This window comes from Streptomyces venezuelae, from assembly GCF_008642315.1.
Classification (GTDB): Bacteria; Actinomycetota; Actinomycetes; order Streptomycetales; family Streptomycetaceae; genus Streptomyces; species Streptomyces venezuelae_D.
Window position 1 is genome coordinate 5,707,378 of record NZ_CP029192.1, and the last position, 18,944, is coordinate 5,726,321.

The window sequence follows — 18,944 nt, forward strand, 5'->3', positions numbered from 1 at the left end:
ATCGATCGGGAGGCGATCAATGACCTGGGACATACCCACGTTCCTTGTCGACCACGTTGGTCAGCGGCCGGTCCGCCGCCCACGCCCGGAACAGCTCGACGAACTGCGCGCCGAGCGCGTCCCGCCAGCCGACCGTGTCGCCGCTCATGTGCGGGGAGACGAGCAGGCCCGGCGTCGTCCACAAGGGGCTGTCCTCGGGCAGCGGCTCGTGCTCGAACACGTCGAGGGCGGCGCCCGCGATCCACCGCTTGGTCAGGGCCTCGACCAGGTCGTCCTCGACGACGAGGGGCCCACGCCCGATGTTGATGAACCGAGCCGACGGCTGCATGAACCCGAAGCGCCGCGCGTCGAACATGCCCCGCGTGTCGTCCGTGAGCGGCGCCGCGCACACCACCCAGTCGGCCCTGGCCATCAGCCGGTCCAGCTCGTCCGTGCCGTGCACCCCGGGCCGCGCCGTACGGCCCACCAGGGCCGTGAGGATGCCGAGGCCCTTCAGGGTGCGCGCGATGGCCCGCCCGATGGGCCCCGAACCGATGACGCACGCGCGCGTGCCCGCGATCCGCTGGGTCTCGCGGTGGTGCCAGGAGCGCTCGCGCTGCAGCTCCAGGGTGCGCGGCAGGTCCTTGGCCAAGGCGAGGACCAGCGCGGCCACGTACTCGGCGATGGGCTGGTCGAAGACGCCTCTGGCGTTCGTCACGACGGTGTCGGACGCGGCGAGTTCGGGGCACATCAGATGGTCGACGCCCGCGCTCGCGGTGTGCACCCAGCGGGGCCGGGGGCCCTCGCCCGGCCAGGCGCGGCGCACCGCGTCCGAGGTGAAGTCCCACACCAAGAGGGCGTCCGCCAGGGGCAGTTGTTCGGCCAGTGTGGCCTCGTCGGCGTGCAGGATCCGGGCCTGTCCGGCCAGGCTGCCGAGGCGCGGCGGCGGGGTCGGTGGCGCGGCGTCAAGGACGAGGACGGTCGTTTCGGAAACCGACGGGACACCGTTTCGCAATGAGATTCCGCTTCCCTGTTCAGAGGTACGGCCGGGCCGCATCGACAAGTCGGCTCAACCGTCTGAGATGTGCGGATTGACCACGCTCGCACCCGAACCTACCTTCGTCAACAGAGGCACTGCTGTACCGGCTGTCCAAGAACCAGTACTCTCCGTGCAGCCGATCGCACACGCTGTGTGGTACGCCCGCGCAGCCATCCCCGTCCCGCCGTCCCGGCGCGTCGCCGGCATCGCTCGTCCCCGGCCTCCGGCCGGTCCCTGAATACACGCACGACCTTGGGGACTGCTCATGGACGTCTCTTTCCTCGGCGGACCACACCCTCAACGCGGTGTAGGTGTCGTCGCCCCTTTCGACTTCGTCCTCGACCGCGAACTGTGGCGCTGGATCCCGGACGAGGTCTCCCTCCATCTGACCCGGACGCCGTACGTACCCGTGGAGGTCAGCCTCGATCTCGCCCGCCTGGTCAGCGAGCACGAGACCCTCGCGGAGGCGGTCCGCGCACTGACCGCCGCCGAGCCCGAAGTCCTCGCGTACGCCTGTACGTCGGGCAGCTTCGTCGGCGGCACGCCCGGTGAACGCGCGATGTGCGAGGCCATGACCCGCGAGGGCGCGGTCGCCTCGGTGACCACGTCCGGCGCGCTCCTGGAGGCCCTCGACGAACTCGGCGCGCGGCGCATCGCGCTCGTCACGCCCTACACGTGGTCGGTCACGCAGTCCCTGGAGGAGTACCTGGCCGAGGCGTCGGTGGCCGTCACGGGCCGCGCCTACCTCGGCCTCACCCGGCACATCTGGAAGGTGCCCTACCGGGACGTGGCCGACATGGCGCGCCGCGCGGTCCTCGGCAGCGACGGGGGCGTGGACTGCCTCTTCATCAGCTGTACGAACCTCCCCACGTACGACGTCATCCCGCAACTGGAAGCGGAACTGCGGATGCCGGTGATCTCCGCGAACCAGGTGACGATGTGGTCCGCACTGCGTCGGCTGGGTACCCGTGCGGTAGGGCCCTATCAGGCACTGATCGATCCGACGGCGAGGCCGGGCGCGAGTCCGCTGAACCCGCCGGCTCCGCCCCAGGGCCAGGGCCTGCCCGAAGTACCACCCGCAGAAGGAGGAGGCTGGACGTGACGGCACTCGGATTTCTCTACCCGGGGCACTCGGCCGAGGACGACTACCCCCGCATGGAGCAGATGCTCGGCAGCGACATCCGGCTGCAGGTCGTCCACACGGACATCGGCGAGGACGCACACCGTGTCGACGCGCTGCTCGAGATGGGCGCGGCCGACCGGCTCGCGGCGGGCGTCGAGGAGCTGCGGCTCTCCGGCGCGGAGGCGGTGGTGTGGGCGTGCACCAGCGGCAGCTTCGTCTTCGGCTGGGAGGGCGCGCACGACCAGGTCCGCAAGCTGGCCATGGCGGCCGGGCTGCCCGCGTCGTCGACGTCGTTCGCCTTCGCCCATGCCGCGCGCGAGGTGGGAGCCACCCGTGTCGCGGTCGCGGCGACGTATCCGGAGGACGTGGCGGGCCACTTCTCCGCCTTCCTGAAGGACGGCGGAGTGGAGGTCGTGGCCGCCAGGGGGAGCGGCATCATCACGGCGGCGGAGGTGGGCACGTGGGGACGCGACGAGGTCTTCGCGCTGGCCCGCGCGGGCGACCATCCGGGCGCCGAGGCGCTGCTCCTGCCGGACACGGCGCTGCACACGGCGGCGTACGTCCGCGACCTGGAGGCGGAGATCGGCAAGCCGGTCCTGACGGCGAACCAGGTCACCGTCTGGGAGGCGCTGCGGCTGGCCGAGCGCAGGGTGAACGCGCCGGCGCTCGGCGCGCTGTTCACGAAGGAGCCGCTGGTCCAGGCGCCGGTGACGGGCTGAGGAGTCACGAGGGAGGAGTCACGGCCGAGAAGTCACGGGCTGAGGATCAGTCTCACCACCGTTAACGTCTGGACCGATCCGGAGACGTAGTAGAGGACGATGGCGCCGTCGACCGTGGCTTCCCTGCGGTCGGGGTCGTCCCGTACGGGTGTGGAGCCGTGGCCGTACGGATCCCGGCCGATGGTACGGGTCAGGACGGCGCGGAACGCGTCGGCGTCGCCCATCTTGGCGAGGGTGTCGTCGGCGGGCGGCGCGTAGGTGACGCGGTGCGTCTTGCGGTGACGAGGACTCACGACGTGGACCGCCGTTCGGCCTCGTCGGAGGCGAGCCGGGCGAGGCGGGCCTCGGCATCGGGATCGGGTACGGCCTCCAGCATCCAGTGCCGCATCACCGCGTGGATCTCGTCGACGCCCGCCGCGTTGATGGCCCGGTCGAACTCCGTGCGCCGGTGCGCGGGCAGGGCGGCGCGGATGTCGGGGAGGGTGTTGGGCACCTCGACCTCGACTCCGTCGACGAGGGTCTTCAGGGGATCAGCCATGGCCAGCACGGTAGCCGTACGGGGACGGCGACGCGCCGACGCGCGGCGAGGTCCGAGGTGCCCGGGGAATAAAACGGAGTGACCCTCCTGTTCTGGCTTCCCGTAGCCCGACATGACGTACGCACGCAGTGCAGGAGGACCCCAGTGACAGTGGACCCGACCGACGACGGCATCCGCGGCGAGCGGTACGGCACCGCGCCCGTGCCCCTGTCCGTGCTCGACCTCGTCACGGTCGGCGCGGGGCGCACCGCCACCGACGCCCTGCGCACCGGCGTCGACATCGCCAAGCTGGCCGAGGCCCGCGGCTACCACCGCTACTGGGTCGCCGAGCACCACTCCATGCCGGGCGTCGCCTCGTCCTCCCCGGCCGTGATCCTCGCCCACCTCGCCGCCCACACCGGCCGCATCCGCCTCGGCTCCGGCGGCGTCATGCTGCCCAACCACGCGCCGCTCGTCATCGCCGAACAGTTCGGCACCCTGGAGGCGATGGCCCCGGGCCGCGTCGACCTCGGCCTCGGCCGCGCCCCCGGCACCGACGGCGCGACCGCCGCCGCCCTGCGCCGCACGGATCGCCTCAACGAAGGCGCCGACGACTTCCCGCAGCAACTCGCCGAGCTCACCCGCTTCCTGGACGACGACTTCCCCGACGGCCACCCCTACGGCCGCATCCACGCCGTCCCCGGCCCCGTCCAGTCGACCTCGCCCGGCGGCGTCCAGTCCGCGCACCGCCCGCCGATCTGGCTGCTCGGCTCCTCCGGCTTCAGCGCCCGCCTCGCCGGCGCCCTCGGCCTGCCGTTCGCCTTCGCGCACCACTTCTCCGCGCAGAACACGATCCCGGCGCTCGACCTCTACCGCGAGTCGTTCAAGCCCTCCGCGCTCCTCGACGCCCCGTACGCGCTCATCGGCGTCTCGGCCCTCGCCACCGACGACGAGAACGAGGCCCGCCGCCAGGTCATGGCCGCCGCCCTGAACATGGTCCGCCTGCGCACCGGCCGCCCCGGCCTGGTCCCCACCCCCGAGGAGGCGGAGGCACACCGGTTCACGGAGATGGAGCGGGACTTCATCACGTCCTGGAACTCCAACGTCATCCACGGCACCCCCGACCAGGTCCGCACGGGCCTCGACGACCTCGCCAAGCGCACGGGCGCAGACGAGCTCATGATCACGGCCAACGCCCACACCAACGAGATCCGCCTGCGCAGCTACGACCTGATCGCGGACGCCTACGGGCTGCCGGAGGCGTAGCGGCGCAGCTCAGGCCGCCCCCTCCAGCAGTAGGGAGATACGATCCGCCGCGACCGGGCGGGAGTAGAGCCAGCCCTGGCCCGTGTCGCAGCCGATGCGGCGCAGGCGGGTGGCCTGGGCGGCCGTTTCGACGCATTCGGCCGTCACCGTCAGGCCCAGGCGGTGGGCGAGTTGGATCATCGCCTCGACGATGACCTCGTCGGCGGGGTTGGTGCGCTCCTCGCCCTCCTCGTACTGGAAACCGCGTACGAAGGAACCATCCAGCTTGAGCACGGAGACGGGGAGGCGGCTGAGGTAGGCCAGGTTCGAGTAGCCCGTGCCGAAGTCGTCGATGGCGATCCGCACGCCCATGTCGCTGAGGGCCTGGAGCGCCTGGAGCGGGCGGCCCGCCGAGCCCATCACGGCCGATTCGGTGAGCTCCAGCTGGAGGAGGCGGGCCGGGAGGCCGGTCTCGGCGAGGATCTCCGCGACGTCCGCGACCAGGTCCGAGTCCCAGACCTGGCGCACCGCCACATTGACGCTGACGAAGACCGGTTCCCGCTCGGGGTGCTCCAACTGCCAGCGACGGGCCTGGAGGCAGGAGCTGCGCAGCACCCAGCGGCCCAGCTGCACGATCGAACCGTCCTCCTCGGCCAGTCCGATGAACCGATTCGGCGTCAATAGTCCGAACTGCGGATGCTGCCAGCGCACCAGCGCCTCGACGCCGTGCAGCCCCTCGTCGTCGAGCCCCACCAGCGGCTGGTACTCCAGGACGAACTCGCCGCGCTCGACCGCGGGACGCAGTGAGCTCGCGAGTGCCTGCCGGGTCATCCGGTGGGCGTTGCGCTCGGGGTCGAACAGCGTCCAGCGGGCCTTGCCGTCCGTCTTCGCCCAGTACAGCGTCGTGTCGGCGGCCTGCATGAGGCCCGTCGTGGTGGTGCCCGCGGCGCGCCGCTCCACGACGCCGATGGACGCGGAGACGGAGAGCCGCTGCCCGGACAGGTCGAATGGTTCCTGCAGCGCCTTCAGCGTCGTCTCGGCGAGCTCGGCCAGCTGGTCCGTGCCGGTCGAGTCCTCGACGAGCAGCGCGAACTCGTCGCCGCCGAGGCGTGCGACCAGCGGCGCCGACGCCCTGCCGTAACCGGCCCGGTCGGCGCAGCGCGTGAGCCGCTCCGCGACGGCGGAGAGCAGCCGGTCGCCGACCCGGTGGCCGAGGGTGTCGTTGACCGCCTTGAACCCGTCGAGGTCGAGGTAGCACAGCCCGATGCGGCCGGTGCTCGTGTCGTCGTACGTCCCCGCCTCCAGCGCCGTCGCGAGGCGCTCGAAGAACAGGTTGCGGTTGGGCAGCCGCGTCACCGGATCGTGCATCTGCACGTGGCGCAGCCGGGCCTGCAGTTCGCGGCGCGCGCTGATGTCGGAGGCGGCGAGCAAAACCGCCCCGCCCGCGCCCCGGTCGACGGGCTCGGGCATCGGCGAGACCGTGATCTGCACCCACAGGGAGTGCCCGTCAGGGTGCTTCAGGCGCCGCGTGCAGCGCAGCTTGGCCTGCCGGCCGCGCAGCACCTCGCGGTACGCGTGCCACGTGCGGGCGTCGGAGGCCAAGTCGATGAGTTCGGCGGCGACGCATCCCGTGAGCGCGCCGGGGGCCGCGCCGAACAGGGCGGCCAGCGCGTCGTTGGCGCTGATGACGAGGCCCTCGGCGTCGACGACCGCGAGGGCCAGGGGCGCGGCCGCGAAGGCGGCGCGGTAGTCGGACGCGTCGCGGCGGTCGGACGCGTCGGTACGGCGACGCTCCGTGACGTCGGTACGGGTTCGGTCGGGCGCTGTGACCGTGGAGGCGGGCCCTTCGGACGTTCCGTTCACCGCTTGCTCCCGCAGTGCAGTTTGTGGCCGAACAGGTCTCGTCGGGCGGCGGGCAGGTGGCGGGCGGCGGTGGGGAGTCCGGGCCCGCACAGGAAAGTGTGCCGATCATAGAGGCTGGCCAGAGGCCCGTTCCAGCCGTATCACCGGTCCGGGCGGGGCGCACCGTCCTCGGCAGATCGTTTCTGCTCGGCCCTGAACTGCTTCCGTTGCGACGCGACCGCTTGTGACGTTCCGTGAGCGGTCGGGGTGTCGCGCCCTTGTTCCGTCCTCACTCGGAAGGGCCAGGCAAACAGGGCGAAGTTCAACAGATCATCACAAGGTGGGTGGGGTGTCCCGCATTCCGCACCCGGAGGTCGACGTGCCGCGTCAGCTCCCCCCTTGGGGACTCACCCGTGGCGGGGAGAATTCCCGCCTGCGCAGCACCGCCGCCCTCCTCACCTCGCTGACCGCCCTGGCCGCCACCTCACTGGTCGCGGGACCCGCGATCGCCGAGCCCACCGCGGGACCGTGCGCCCTGCGCCGCACCACCGCGCACCACTCGGAGGGCCTCGACACCTGGAACACCGCCTACCCGCGCCCGGCCAGGACCCTGAACGCGGTGATGGTCTTCCTCTCCTTCCCGGACTCCCCGCCGCAGACGACCCCCGACGAACTGACCGCCGACCACTTCCCGGCCACCAGCCAGTTCTTCGAACGCGCCTCGTACGGCAAGTTCGCGCTGCGCCCCCACCCGCACCGCGCGTGGGTCGAGATGCCGCACGACTCCCTCTCGTACGCCATACGGCGCGACTGGAACTCCAAGCGCCGCGCGGCCTATCTGCGCGACGCGGTCGCCGCCGCCGATCCGCACGTGGACTTCTCGCGGTACGACATCGTGTACTTCGTCGCCGACCCGGACGCGCCCGGCGTCGACTCGGACGCCACGAAGGTGGTCAACTTCGACCGGCCGGTGCGGGCCGACGGCACGGACATCCGGCGCATCGTCACCGTCTTCGAGCGGCATCCGCCGGACCGCAACGTCCTGGCCCACGAGACGGGCCACGTCTTCGACCTCCCCGACCTCTACCACCGCCCCACCGACGGCAAGGGCGACTGGGACACCCACGTCGGCGACTGGGACGTCATGGGCAGCCAGTTCGGGCTCGCTCCCGACCTCTTCGGCTGGCACAAATGGAAGCTGGGCTGGCTGGAGCCGCGGCAGGTGCGGTGCGTCGGCGCGGGGACGGAACGGCTCACCCTGGAGCCGCTGGCGGCCCCCCTCGCGCCGGGCGCCCTCGGCGGCACCCGGCTCGCCGTGGTCCGCACGGGCCGGGACACCGTGCTCGCCCTGGAGGCGCGCGGCGCCGTGGGCAACGACCGTGCGACGTGCACGGAGGGCGTCCTCGTCTACGAGGTGCGGAACGGGACGGCGTCGGGCGGCGGCCCCGTCGAGGTCGTCGACGCCCATCCGGAGACCGAGTCCTGCTGGGGCGACTCGGTCTACCCGCAGCTGGCGGACGCGCCGGTGCGGGCGGGGGAGAGCTTCACGGTGCCGGACCGCGACGTGCGGGTCGAGGTGGCGGGACGGACGGCCTCGGGGGCGTGGACGGTGCAGGTGACGACGGGCTGAGGGTCGTCTCCGGGTATGCCCGGGTACGCAAGAAGCCCCTCGCTTCCGCGAGGGGCTTCTCACCGTCTGTGCGCCGCCAGGGACTCGAACCCCGGACCCGCTGATTAAGAGTCAGCTGCTCTAACCAACTGAGCTAGCGGCGCCTGCTGACGTCGTAGACCTTAGCACTCTGATCGCCGCCAGGAAAAATCGATATGCGCACGGCGGACGACGCCGCGGAGCGGGCCGCGCGGACGCACGCCCAGAGGATGACCTCGGGTCCCGGGAGCCAGGGGTGCCGGGTGCCCGGGGCGACGAGCCACCGCGATTCCAGACGGCCGCCGGGTCCGGGGGCGCTGAGCGGAGGCACGGTGACGGCATCTCCCGTGCCGTGACAGAGCACGGACGGGACCTCGGTGCCGCCGCCCCACTCCTCCCACTCCAGGAGGGAGGGCAGGCGCTGCGCGGTGCCGGGGGCGGCGAAGAGCAGGACGCGGCCGCGGTGCGCGGCGACGGGGCCGGAGCCCGGACCCTCCTCCCATAACCGGTCGAGCATCCGCCGGCCGAACACGGCCGGGACGCTGACCACGTCGAACGCGGAGCCGCAGGGGAGGACGGCGGGCGCGTCGGGCCGGCTGCGCCAGTGGGTGAGGGCGCTTCGCGGATACGTTTCGGCGGAGGCGAGCCAGGCGGCTCCCTCGGCGGTGACGTCGTCGCAGGAGTCGTGGGCGGGCCCGGTGGGGGACGGGGCGCCGGAGGGGGAGGGTGCGGTGTGGAGGGATGCACTGCTCATGGCAGGTACGTCTACCGGTAGTGAGGGTTCCATTTCGTCGGGTTACCGGAAACGGGGACAGCGGGGGGTGGAATCGGGTACCTTGCCCCCTTGGCATATGCCAGGAGGCACCCCCGGCGCCCTTCCCCTACGGGCGCTCGACACCGCCCCGCAGCAGGTCCCGGCCGAACTCGACCATCTTCTTCGCGTAGTCCTCGGTCCACTCCGCGCGCTCCGCGATCAGCGCGGGCGTCAGCCGGTCGAAGCGGCGGGGGTCGGCGAGCTGGGCGGCCGCGATGGCCTGGAACTCGACGGACCGGTCCGTGGCGGCACGGAACGCGTGCGTCAGCTCGGTGGCACGGGCGAGCAGCTCACGCGGGTCCTCTATCGACTCCAGGTCGAAGAAGTGCTCCGGGTCGGCGCCGGCCTCGGCGGGTTCGAAGAGCAGCGGCGCGGGGCGCATCCGCTGTCCGGTCCGGGGCCGCGGTTCGGGCTCCGCCATGGTGTGTTCCTCCTCGCGCAGTGACGCCGTCCTCGCGGCGTTGCAGACCGCCTCCCATTGTCCCTTGCCGCACAAGTGGGCCACTGGAGTCGCTCCCAAAGGGGCGCGGACGCGTCTGCGGCTGGGACGTGGCTGGTCGCGCAGTTCCCCGCGCCCCTGAAAGACCCCCCGCCCCCGCGCCGCTGACCGGACCGCCGGGGGCGCCCCGTCAGGGGCGCGGGGAACTGCGCGCTCAGCCACACACGAGCCGCGGGTGGAGGCCTAGGCGGGCCGCCAGGCCACCCGGTGTTCCGACAAGCGGGACAGGACCGCGTGGTTCGCCTCCCAGCCGTCGGGGAACTTGACCGTGACGCCGAGTTGCACCGGCTCCGTCGACGGGTGGTCGTCCAGCAACGCGCTGACGCCCGCGCGGCAGACCACGATGCAGGCGTGGCGGTGCCGGGACGCCAGGACGCAGAGGCGACCCGTCTCCAGGTGGAACGCCGTCGCGTCGGGGCGGCCCGAGAGCGGGTGCAGGACGACCGTCACGTCGTACTCGCGGCCCTGGAGCCGGTTGGCCGTGTCCACCGTGACGTCCGGGACGCCCAGGTCCGCCAGTGCCGCCCGGACCGCCGCCGCCTGGTCGCGGTGGGCTGTGCCGACCGCGATGCGGTCCGCGGTGAGGGGCGTGGGGTCCGGGCCGCGCTCCGATGTCGCCGCGCCGCCCCGGTCCAGGAGGCGCCGGACGACCTGGGCCAGCGCCCGCACGGCTTCCGGGTCCGTGCGCGGTGTGTTGCGGGCCGGGAGCTCCAGCAGGCCCCAGCCGGACTCCGCTGCCTCGTCGATCACCCGGTCGGGGCCCGAACCGTCCGACTCGACCGCGAAGCGCAGCGACCGGTCCCCGTGGCCCGTGCCGCTGCGGAACGGCGTGTACGGGTAGAACGCGTCCGAGACCAGGGGCGCGGCCGACGCGGGCAGCCGCCAGGACACCGGCAGGCGGTGCTGCGGCAGCTCGGGGTTGTGGGCGAGGAGCGTGGCCACCGCGGAGGCCGAAGGATCGTACGAAAGTCCCGCCCACTGCTCCGCGCCGACGATCGAGAACGGGTCCAACTGCCCCGGGTCGCCCACGAACAGCGCCCGCTCGAAGAGCCCCGCCACGGCGAGCAGCGCGTCCGACCGCATCTGGTACGCCTCGTCGACGATCGCGTGCCCCCACGGCGCGTCGAGCTGGTCGACCTTGACGTGCGCCCACTTCGCGGCCGTCGAGATGACGACGTCCAGGCCGGCGAGGTCGCCCGCCTTCGTCGACTTGCGGACGTTCGCGAGGGCGTCGAGCGCCTTGTCGTAGGGATCGGGGTCGCTGCTGTGCAGCCGGCCCACGGGAAGCTCGGGGTCCTTCTCGGCGAGCCGCAGGACGAGGTCGTCCACCTGCGCGTTCGTCTGCGCGATGACCATCAGCGGGCGGCCCGCCGCGGCCAGTTCACGGGCCGCGCGGACCACGAGCGTCGACTTGCCCGCGCCGGGCGGCGAGTCGACCACGACGCCGCGGTGCGTGCCGTGCAGCGTGTCGTGGAGGATCGCCTCCGTGGCGCGCGCGGCCTCGGCGCCGGGGTCGAAGGAGGCGCCCGCGGGCGGGGCGAGCTGCATCACAGGGTGTCCTCCGCGGTCACGGGGTCGGGGCTCTCTGCGGTGGCCGCGTTGTCGGCGGGTGGCCCGCCGTGCGTCCACGGCGTCTCCTCGGGGTCGGGCAGCTTGGGACCGCCGCGCTGTTCGTGCTCGAACAGCGTCCAGCAGATCCGGTCGCCCTTGCCGGGCACGGACCCCGGCTCGGGCTCCTTGCCGCGGCCCATCTTGTCGGTGATCCGCAGCACGACGGTGTCCTTGCCGACGCCCCCGTCCTCGCTCTCGCTCTCGTACGCCACGAACTCCGCGGTCTGCGGCTTGCCGCCCAGCGCGCGGTAGACCTTCGTGCGCTCGCCGAGGTGCGGGTGGTCGTCGGTGCGGACGGTGACGAGCGGGCGCGGCCGCGGGCTCTTCGCCTCGCTGTACGCCATGACGACCTCCGTCACCTCGCCGACGAAGGCCTCTCCCGCGAGACGGCGGCCCGCCATCACCAGGGGGTCGTCGAGGGCCTCCTGGGCGTCCAGGCGGGCCTGTTCGCGCTCGCGCGTGGCCAGCTTGTTGGCGGCGGTGACCGCGTCGTCGACGCGCGGCTGAGGCGGCTCGCCCGCCGTGACGCGGTCGCGGTGGCCGGTGAACGACCACCGGTCGCGGGTCCACCGGTCGGCGGCGTGCGGGGCCTCGGGGAGCGTGCACAGGGCGTCGAGGCCACGCCACACCGCGTCCCAGGTGGGGCGGGTCCTGCTCTCGATCAGGGCGTGGATCTCCCGCTCGGCGGCGGTCAGCAGGGCCAGCCGTTCGTCGGCCTGCACACCGTCCTCGGCGGCGGCGAGGGCGCTGCGCGCGCGGTCGTACCGCTCCATGGCCGGGGCCAGCAGGTCGTTGTCGAACGCCGGGTCCGTCGCCGGGCCCGCGGGCGGGCACAGCAGCTGCCCGGACCCGTCGCGGGCCAGCTCGGCGCGGAGCGCGGCCTCGGCGCCCGAGGTGCCCTCCGGGGCCTCGATCCAGGCGAGCAGGGCGCCCAGGTGCTGGTCCTCCAGGCTGGACTGGCCCGTCGCCCAGTGCCGGGACAGCAGCTCGGTCATGGCGGTGAGCAGCGACGACCCGGGGACGCGGGCGCGCTCGCCGAAGTGCGTCAGCCAGCGGCCGAGGAGGGGGACGCGGGGCGGCGCGGGGTGGGGCGCCTCCGGGTCCTGCTCCGCGGTGCGGCGAAAGCGCGTGGAGCGGCCGAGGAGCCGGACGAAGTCGATGCCAGCGCGGCTCGGCACGACCAGCTGCGGGGCGTCCGCGCAGAGCTCGACCTCGACCTTGACGCGCTTGCCCGTCTCCGGGTCGGTCTCGTTGCGCTCGGCGGCCTCGACGTCATCCCCGTACCCCTCGACGTACGGAAGGACGATCTCGGCGAGCTGCGCGAGGAACGCGAAGCGCAGGTCGCGGTCGCGGGGCTGGGGCACGACGAGGAGCCGCGGCGAGGTCCGCTCCGTCCCGACCAGCGCGCCGAGCGGCGCGCCCGCCTCACCGGCGGTGATCAGCGGGACCAGCACCAGGGGGCGCTGCGAGAGGTGCCGGTGCCGCACGGTCGCCCGCGGCTGGGCGCGGCCCGTGGTGACCGCCTCAAGACGGGCGAGGTTGTCGATCAGCGACACGGTTGTCCCTCTCTCGTCAGCGGATGGTGCAGGCCCATCCTGCCGCCGCACTGCCGACCCTCCCGGCCAGGCCGCCCGTGCCGCGAGGCCGCGGAGGCCGGGCTCAGCACGGCCCACCGCCCGAGGCGGCCACGCCCGACAGGGCCTCCCGGCGCAGTCCCGCCGCCCTGCGCAGCGTGGCCACCGCCGGGTCGTCCGGGTCGCCCGCCTCGCCGCGCGCGGCCGCAAGGACGTCGCCGATGGACGTCAGACCGCCGAGCTCGCCGCGGATCGCGCGGCCCAGGGACGTCACCTCGCCCTCCTGGCGGGCCCGCGCCCGGCAGTGGAAGGCCAGCTCGCAGGCGGCCAGGCACTCGGGGGCGTACGTCGCGGGGACCGACTCGACCGCCGCCGTCAGCTCCGCCGCGGGGCGCCGCACGTCGAAGGTCGTGCCCTCCGGGAGCTCCGCCGCGATGTCCTCGACACGAGTGAGGCGGGCCAGCTGGCGGCGGGTCACCGACAGCTGCTTGCGGACGTCGACCGCGGACGCCGTCGGCAGGTTGGAGAAGTCCTTCGGGCAGACGAGCAGGACGTGATGGCGCACGGGGGGCGCCGGGTCCATGCGCGCGGCGACCTGCTCCAGCGCCAGCGCGTACACCGCGGACTGCCGCGCCGCCCCGCCGACCTTCGCCGCGTCCGCCGAGCCGTCGATCATCGGGAAGGACTTGATCTCGACGACGGTCCAGCCGCCGTCCGGATGGACCACCACCGCGTCCGGCTCCAGGAACGCGGGCGTTCCCGCGACGTCCAGCGCCAGCATCGGGTGGTCCAGGAGCGTCCAGCCGCCCGACGCGGTCGCCTCCCGCAGCGCGAGCGCGGTCCGCGCGGCACGCCCCTCGGGGCCCGCCGCCGACAGGTCGGGCACGGCGGCCTCGCCCGGCACCGGTTCGGGCCCGCCGCCCAGGCTGCCGTGCGTCAGGCGCAGCAGCTCGGCGCCGCCGTCGGCCTTGACCCGCGCCTCGAAGGCGTTGCCCCGCATGAACGCGAACTGGGACTGCCCGAAACCGGAGGGCGAGCCCAGCGACTCCGCGAGCGCCGTCTTGTCCACACCGGCGCCGTCCAGCAGCGCGCGCCGTCTGCACCCGGGGTTGGCCGCGAGCGCGGCCAGAGCACGGGCGTCCAGCGGCCGGGCCGGCAGGTCCGCGCCGCGCAGCTCAGTGAGCTGGTGCCGGAGCGCCGTCCCCCGAGACGTCGGCGGGTCGTCCTGCCTCTGCTGGGCGGGCACTCGACTCGGCGCCCTGGGGGGCACTCTGCTTGCGCTGTCGGGGAATTCGCTCACCTGTCGAAGTCTGGCATCCGGCACCGACAATCGAGGACTCTGTGGCGGACGAGGTGTCGGGGCTCCGCAGGAAGCGCGCCCGCAGGCGGTTCATCGCGGGCTCCGTGAGCCGCTGCACGGGACGCACGAGCAGCAGGCCGACACCCATCACGGCGGCGCCCGCGAGCGCGTCGAGGAAGTAGTGGTTGGCGGTGCCCATGACCACGATCGTGGTGATCAGCGGGTAGGCGACGGCGGCCACCTTGGTGAGCGGGGAACGCCCGCACCGCCACAGCATCACGCCGCACCACAGCGCCCACCCGACGTGCAGGCTCGGCATCGCCGCGTACTGGTTGGTCATCCCGCCGAGCCCGCGCGGCGCGCTCGCCTCGCCGCCCCACCAGCCGAAGTTGCTGTACTGCGCCATGGTGTCGACGAAGCCGTACCCCTTGTCCAGCAGCCGGGGCGGGCAGGTCGGCAGGAGCGTGAAGCCGATCAGGCCGATCATGGTGGAGATCATCAGCCACGCGCGTGCGGCCCGGTAGTGGACCGCGCGGCTGCGGAAGAGCCAGATGAGCACGGCGGGCGTGACGAGGTAGTGCAGCGAGGCGTACCAGAAGTCCGCGGGGACACCGATCCAGGCGTTGGCGGTGAACAGGCGGTTCAGGGGGCTCTCCGCGTCGATGCGCAGGAACTGCTCGGCCTTGAGGATCCCCACGCCGTGGTCGATCGCGCTGGCCACGTCGCCCCGCACGATCAGCCGGCCCGCTGAGTACGCGGCGTACACCAGCACGATCAGCGGCAGCTCGGTCCACCAGCGGAGCCGGTGCCCGGTTATGCCCGTGGTGCCCGGCACGTCGGTCTTCGGCATCCGGAGGGTCCCCCATCGTCTCTGTTCATGCGGCATATACCGCGGCCTCACTTTACGGCTCACGCCAGGGTGGTCGAGGCATCCCCCGGTCGTCTTAGACGCAGAGATCGGCGACGGGGTTGCCAGGCAGGGCCGGTGGGCTGCCGCGGGTGGGTGATGATGGAGGGGGCAGTCGCCCGCTGTCCGTAAAAAGCATCAAAAGTGTCTCCGGCACTCATGGCCGGAACGGCATGTGTACGACTTGGAGAGATCCCCATGGCACCCCGCATCCTGCTGGCCAGGCACGGACAGACGGAGTGGTCGCTGTCCGGGAAGCACACCGGCAGGACCGACATCCCCCTCCTCGAAGAGGGCCGGCGCGGCGCGAAGCTCCTGGGCGAGCGGCTGCACCGCGCGCCCTATGACGGCCTCCCGGATGTCGAGGTGCGCACGAGTCCGCTCTCCCGCGCGCGGGAGACCTGCGAGATCGCCGGCTTCGGCGACCGCGCCACCGAGTGGGACGCGCTCATGGAGTTCGACTACGGCGCGTACGACGGGATGACCCCCGCCGACATCCAGGCGGTCCGCCCCGGCTGGTTCATCTGGCGCGACGGTGTGCCCGAGGGCGAGACCCTGGCGCAGGTCTCCGCGCGCGCGGACGAGGTCGTGGAGTGGGCCAGGAGCACCGACCGCGACGTGCTGGTCTTCGCGCACGGCCACATCCTGCGGGTCATCGGGGCGCGCTGGCTCGGCTTCGGCATCGAGTTCGCCGCCCGCATCCGCCTCAACCCGACGTCCCTCTCGGTCCTCGGCTGGGCCTACGGAGAGCCCGCCATCGAGGCGTGGAACGAGACGGGCCACCTGGCGTAGACGCCGCGGTCTCACCCCGCGCGCGACAGTCCGGCGTGCGCCTCCAGGAACTCGCCCACCCTCGTGGCGCTGCGGTGCGGCAGGAGCAGCCGCGCCGTCGTGGCCAGCATCGACTGGATACGTGAGGACTGCACCTCGCCGAGGAGTGCGAGGACCCGCAGTCCCGCCTCGGCGGCCTCGTCGGGACAGCCCGAGCGGGCCAGGTCGTCGGCGAGCTCCGCCGTGTACAGCGCGATGTTCCGCGTGAACTGCGGGGTCTGCGAGGACGCGACGGACGCGGCGAGCCGGGCGTGGCCCGCGGCCCGGCCCCACTCGCCGAGCGCCGACCAGCACTGCGCCTCCAGGCCGGCCAGCTCGGCCGGGCCGTAGAAGCTCATCCACTCCGGATCATCGTCCCCGGCGCCCCGGTCGTAGAGGCCGTGGGCGCGGGACAGCGCCTGCTCGCAGCCCGCGCGGTCGCCGAGTCCCGCCCAGCCCCCCGCCTCGCGCAGCGCGATGAGGGAGCTCAGCCGGTGCGAGCCGAGGTGCCGGGCGGCCCGGGTGGCGGCCTGCGCGGCCCGCACCGCCTCCCTCGGACGCCCGGCGTCGCGTGCCAGGAACGCCGTGTTGCAGAAGGCGTGCGCCTCCAGGGCGGCGTCTCCGTAGACGCGGGCCGTCGCGAGGGCCTCCGCGTAGTGCGAGCGGGCGTCGTCGAAGCGGCCCGAGTCGTGCGCCAGCCAGCCCACGGAGATCGCCAGTTCACCGGCGCCCGCGTGCAGCCGGTCCGAGGTGGACTGCCGGACCGTGGTCCCCGCGTCGAGCAGGGTGTAGGCGGTGCGCAGGGGGGCGGCGGCGCGCCGGTAGAGGCCGTCGGCGCCGTGCCGGTCGTCGAGCAGCCTGATCCTGCGTACGGCCTCCTCGACCGCGTGGACCTCTGTCTCGCCGATCCGGCGGCCGTGCCGGGCGGCTGCCTCGGCGGGGTCGCCGAGGGTGAGGCCGATGGGCCCGAGGGCCGCGGCCGCGGTGGCCGTCGAGCCGGTCATGAACGCGCGACGCCGCACGTCGCTCTCCTCGTGGGTCTGGACCGCGTACGGATCGCAGGCGCGGGGGTCGGACCCGGACGGATGGGACTCGTACAACTGGATCGTGGTCGGTGGTGGGAACTGCGTGGGCTCCGGCGCGGTGCGCGCCCCTCTGCCGCGCACCAGCGCGCGAGGGGCGAACCCCAGGTCCGCCAGGGTCCGGCCCGGGAACATGTGCAGGAACACCCGCTCGTAGGCGTAGTTGGGGCAACGGATCTCGCCCGCCTCCACGCGCCCTACGTAGCGCGCGTCGCAGCTGACCCGCTCGCCGATCTCGCGGGCGGCCCGCCGGACCGCCGCCGCGAACTCGCCGGGCGAGCGCTGTCCGCGGAGCTGCCGGAAAGCAAGGTTCGGTCGTTTGGACTGAGTTGACGATGTCATCGGTGACGACGCCATGGCCGGACCCTCTCGTGCGGATCGTGCCGGATCGTGCACGCTCGCGCACGGGACGCCGCGCCCGCGCACGGGATCTCGCGGGGCTGCCCCTGTTCCGGCGGAGCACGAACGTACCGGCTGTGACGGGTCCGCCACACAGGGTTTGGCTACAAAACGGATATCTCACCCGTGATCCGCCATGAACTGCCATCCTTTGCGGCGGCGCGCCGCAGTGCCTGTTGACGCCTCGCCGCGTTGAACCTTGACGAGCGGGAGCAGGGCGGCTGCCGCACGGGCGAGGAGGGTTTCCTTGTTGGAGATCGGCACGGAGAACAACGACTCCCGTACGGGGCGCGGCGCGAGCGGCCCGCCCCCGACGTCCCCGGCGTCCCGGGTACCCGTACCCCAGGCATCCCGCACGACGGCACGGCACTGGCCCACCCCCGAGGGCAGCGCCCCGCCCCCCGGCGAGGAGCCCTGCGACGACGAGTGCTGCGACCTCGTCACCGTCCCCGCCAGACAGGGGCTCGAAGCGGTCGACATCCTGCGCCGCGGCGCGGCCGACACGATCGGCCCCGTCCTGCACGACGGGGGCTGCGACACCCTCGGCTTCCTCGTGCCGCCCGGCACCGCGGACGGCTGGGACCTGCCGGGCAGTGCGTGTACGCAGACGTTCGGGCGCGGCATGAGCGTGTACGCGGACCCCGAGCCGGGACCCGCGGGCCCCGTCGTCCCCGACCCGCCGGTCGCGGGCACCGGCTGGCTGCTCCCGCCGGACGGCGAGACGGACCCGGTGACGGACCCGGCGGTGCTGCGGGCGGCGCTGGGCCAAGCGGCCCGCACGATCGAAGCAGCAGACAACTGCCGCTGACCCCCGCCCCAAGGCCCCCGCCCAGTCAGTTGGCCGAACCCCGTCCGCGCACCACGCCAAGGCCCGCCTGCCGCCCGCAGCGCCCACGCCCCCGATCCCCCCACCCCACAGCAGGCCCAAGCGCCCCCCTGCGTCGATAATGGGCTGATGGCAAGGAACAAGCGGGCCCGGGAAGTGCGGGGAGCCGTTGTGGAGGAAGTGGACGGGGGGCTCGCCGAGCTCATACCGGATCGGGACCGGGCGCGCGCCTGGACGTTGCTCGTCGACGGGGCGCCGCAGTCCCACGTCGACCTCGACGACCCCGCGTACCTCGACTTCGAGTACCAGCGCAGGATCGGGCACATCGCCGACCTCGTCGCCCCGCCCGGCAAGCCCGTGCACGCCCTGCACCTCGGCGGCGGCGCCTTCACCCTCGCCCGCTACGTCGCCGCGACCCGCCCCCGCTCCACCCAGCAGATCGTCGAGCGCGACACCGCCCTCGTCCAACTCGTCCGGCGCGAACTCCCCTTGGACCCGCAGACGCGCATCCGCGTGCGCGGCACCGACGCCCGCGAAGGCCTCGCCAAGGTCGCCGACGGATGGGCCGACCTCGTCATCGCCGACGTCTTCAGCGGGGCCCGCACCCCCGCCCACCTCACCAGCACCGAGTTCCTCGCCGATGTCCGCAGGGTGTTGAAGCCCGGCGGGTACTACGCGGCCAACCTCGCCGACGGCCCCCCGCTCGCGCACCTGCGCGGCCAGCTCGCCACCGCCGCGGCGCTCTTCCCCGAACTCGCCCTCGCCGCCGACCCCGCCGTCCTGCGCGGCAAACGCTTCGGCAACGCCGTGCTGCTCGCGTCCGACCGGGCGCTGCCCATCGCCGAACTGACCCGGCGCTGCGCCGGCGACCCCCACCCCGGCCGGGTCGAACACGGCCGGGGGCTCCTCGACTTCAGCGGGGGAGCGGCGGCCGTCACCGACGCCGCGGCCGTCGCGTCACCGGCACCGCCACCGTCGGTCTTCCGTTGACGGGACCGGCGACAGGGCGG

General features: G+C 73.4%; 18 protein-coding genes and 1 tRNA gene. 7 read left to right on the top strand and 12 right to left on the bottom strand.

Annotation, left to right across the window (positions count from 1 at the left end):
• Positions 1 to 16 precede the first annotated feature (16 nt).
• Positions 17 to 994, bottom strand: coding sequence for a D-2-hydroxyacid dehydrogenase (locus DEJ48_RS25045; RefSeq protein ID WP_223832198.1), 978 nt, complete (start codon positions 992 to 994; stop codon positions 17 to 19).
• Positions 995 to 1,283: 289 nt separating this feature from the next.
• Between DEJ48_RS25045 and DEJ48_RS25050 the strand changes: the two genes are divergently transcribed.
• Positions 1,284 to 2,120 carry a decarboxylase gene (locus DEJ48_RS25050; RefSeq protein ID WP_150218460.1) on the top strand — a complete coding sequence of 279 codons (837 nt, stop codon included), beginning with the start codon at positions 1,284 to 1,286 and terminating at the stop codon, positions 2,118 to 2,120.
• Positions 2,117 to 2,860, top strand: a complete 744-nt coding sequence (locus DEJ48_RS25055; protein WP_150218461.1) for a decarboxylase — start codon at positions 2,117 to 2,119, stop codon at positions 2,858 to 2,860. Before DEJ48_RS25050 ends, DEJ48_RS25055 begins: the two co-directional genes overlap by 4 nt.
• Before the next feature lie 32 nt (positions 2,861 to 2,892).
• On the opposite strand, the gene DEJ48_RS25060 is transcribed toward DEJ48_RS25055, so the two are convergent.
• Both DEJ48_RS25060 and DEJ48_RS25065 read right to left on the bottom strand, forming a co-directional pair.
• Complete coding sequence (locus tag DEJ48_RS25060) at positions 2,893 to 3,084, bottom strand: hypothetical protein (RefSeq protein WP_150218463.1); 192 nt, start codon at positions 3,082 to 3,084, stop codon at positions 2,893 to 2,895.
• A gap of 65 nt (positions 3,085 to 3,149) precedes the next feature.
• The gene (locus DEJ48_RS25065; protein WP_150168248.1) at positions 3,150 to 3,398 is read right to left on the bottom strand and encodes a hypothetical protein; all 249 of its coding nucleotides are present in this window, start codon (positions 3,396 to 3,398) and stop codon (positions 3,150 to 3,152) included.
• A 150-nt stretch (positions 3,399 to 3,548) separates the two neighbouring features.
• Here DEJ48_RS25065 and DEJ48_RS25070 point away from each other — a divergent pair, with 150 nt between their 5' ends.
• Entirely contained in the window at positions 3,549 to 4,643 is a 1,095-nt protein-coding gene (locus tag DEJ48_RS25070) for an LLM class flavin-dependent oxidoreductase (protein WP_150221384.1), read from the top strand.
• 9 nt (positions 4,644 to 4,652) lie between these two features.
• Here the strand turns inward: DEJ48_RS25070 and DEJ48_RS25075 are convergent, their stop codons facing one another.
• Positions 4,653 to 6,485 carry a putative bifunctional diguanylate cyclase/phosphodiesterase gene (locus DEJ48_RS25075; protein ID WP_150218465.1) on the bottom strand — a complete coding sequence of 611 codons (1,833 nt, stop codon included), beginning with the start codon at positions 6,483 to 6,485 and terminating at the stop codon, positions 4,653 to 4,655.
• Positions 6,486 to 6,813: 328 nt separating this feature from the next.
• Here DEJ48_RS25075 and DEJ48_RS25080 point away from each other — a divergent pair, with 328 nt between their 5' ends.
• Positions 6,814 to 8,094: a M6 family metalloprotease domain-containing protein gene (locus DEJ48_RS25080; protein WP_150218467.1), complete on the top strand. Its 1,281-nt coding sequence runs from the start codon at positions 6,814 to 6,816 to the stop codon at positions 8,092 to 8,094.
• 69 nt (positions 8,095 to 8,163) lie between these two features.
• Here the strand turns inward: DEJ48_RS25080 and DEJ48_RS25085 are convergent.
• The 7 genes from DEJ48_RS25085 to DEJ48_RS25115 all read right to left on the bottom strand — a co-directional run bounded on the left by DEJ48_RS25085 (position 8,164) and on the right by DEJ48_RS25115 (position 14,760).
• A tRNA-Lys gene (locus DEJ48_RS25085) sits at positions 8,164 to 8,237 on the bottom strand.
• On the bottom strand, positions 8,228 to 8,866 hold the full coding sequence (locus tag DEJ48_RS25090) for a bifunctional DNA primase/polymerase (RefSeq protein WP_150218469.1): 639 nt from the start codon (positions 8,864 to 8,866) through the stop codon (positions 8,228 to 8,230). Before DEJ48_RS25090 ends, DEJ48_RS25085 begins: the two co-directional genes overlap by 10 nt.
• A 127-nt stretch (positions 8,867 to 8,993) precedes the next feature.
• Entirely contained in the window at positions 8,994 to 9,347 is a 354-nt protein-coding gene (locus DEJ48_RS25095; protein ID WP_150218471.1) for a hypothetical protein, read from the bottom strand.
• 261 nt (positions 9,348 to 9,608) lie between these two features.
• The gene (locus tag DEJ48_RS25100; RefSeq protein ID WP_150218473.1) at positions 9,609 to 10,973 is read right to left on the bottom strand and encodes an AAA domain-containing protein; all 1,365 of its coding nucleotides are present in this window, start codon (positions 10,971 to 10,973) and stop codon (positions 9,609 to 9,611) included.
• Positions 10,973 to 12,592, bottom strand: a complete 1,620-nt coding sequence (locus tag DEJ48_RS25105; protein WP_150218475.1) for a hypothetical protein — start codon at positions 12,590 to 12,592, stop codon at positions 10,973 to 10,975. Before DEJ48_RS25105 ends, DEJ48_RS25100 begins: the two co-directional genes overlap by 1 nt.
• A 103-nt stretch (positions 12,593 to 12,695) precedes the next feature.
• Entirely contained in the window at positions 12,696 to 13,856 is a 1,161-nt protein-coding gene (locus DEJ48_RS25110; protein ID WP_150218476.1) for a hypothetical protein, read from the bottom strand.
• A complete protein-coding gene (locus tag DEJ48_RS25115) occupies positions 13,786 to 14,760 on the bottom strand; it encodes a phosphatase PAP2 family protein (RefSeq protein WP_150218478.1) in 975 nt (324 codons plus the stop codon). Before DEJ48_RS25115 ends, DEJ48_RS25110 begins: the two co-directional genes overlap by 71 nt.
• Before the next feature lie 255 nt (positions 14,761 to 15,015).
• Between DEJ48_RS25115 and DEJ48_RS25120 the strand changes: the two genes are divergently transcribed.
• On the top strand, positions 15,016 to 15,609 hold the full coding sequence (locus DEJ48_RS25120; RefSeq protein ID WP_150218480.1) for a histidine phosphatase family protein: 594 nt from the start codon (positions 15,016 to 15,018) through the stop codon (positions 15,607 to 15,609).
• Positions 15,610 to 15,620: 11 nt separating this feature from the next.
• Here DEJ48_RS25120 and DEJ48_RS25125 read toward each other — a convergent pair whose 3' ends face one another.
• Positions 15,621 to 17,066, bottom strand: coding sequence for a tetratricopeptide repeat protein (locus DEJ48_RS25125; RefSeq protein WP_150218481.1), 1,446 nt, complete (start codon positions 17,064 to 17,066; stop codon positions 15,621 to 15,623).
• A gap of 298 nt (positions 17,067 to 17,364) precedes the next feature.
• On the opposite strand from DEJ48_RS25125, the gene DEJ48_RS25130 reads away from it, so the two are divergent.
• Complete coding sequence (locus DEJ48_RS25130; RefSeq protein WP_150221385.1) at positions 17,365 to 17,916, top strand: hypothetical protein; 552 nt, start codon at positions 17,365 to 17,367, stop codon at positions 17,914 to 17,916.
• Between the two features lie 147 nt (positions 17,917 to 18,063).
• Complete coding sequence (locus DEJ48_RS25135) at positions 18,064 to 18,924, top strand: spermidine synthase (protein ID WP_150218483.1); 861 nt, start codon at positions 18,064 to 18,066, stop codon at positions 18,922 to 18,924.
• Positions 18,925 to 18,944: the final 20 nt, after the last annotated feature.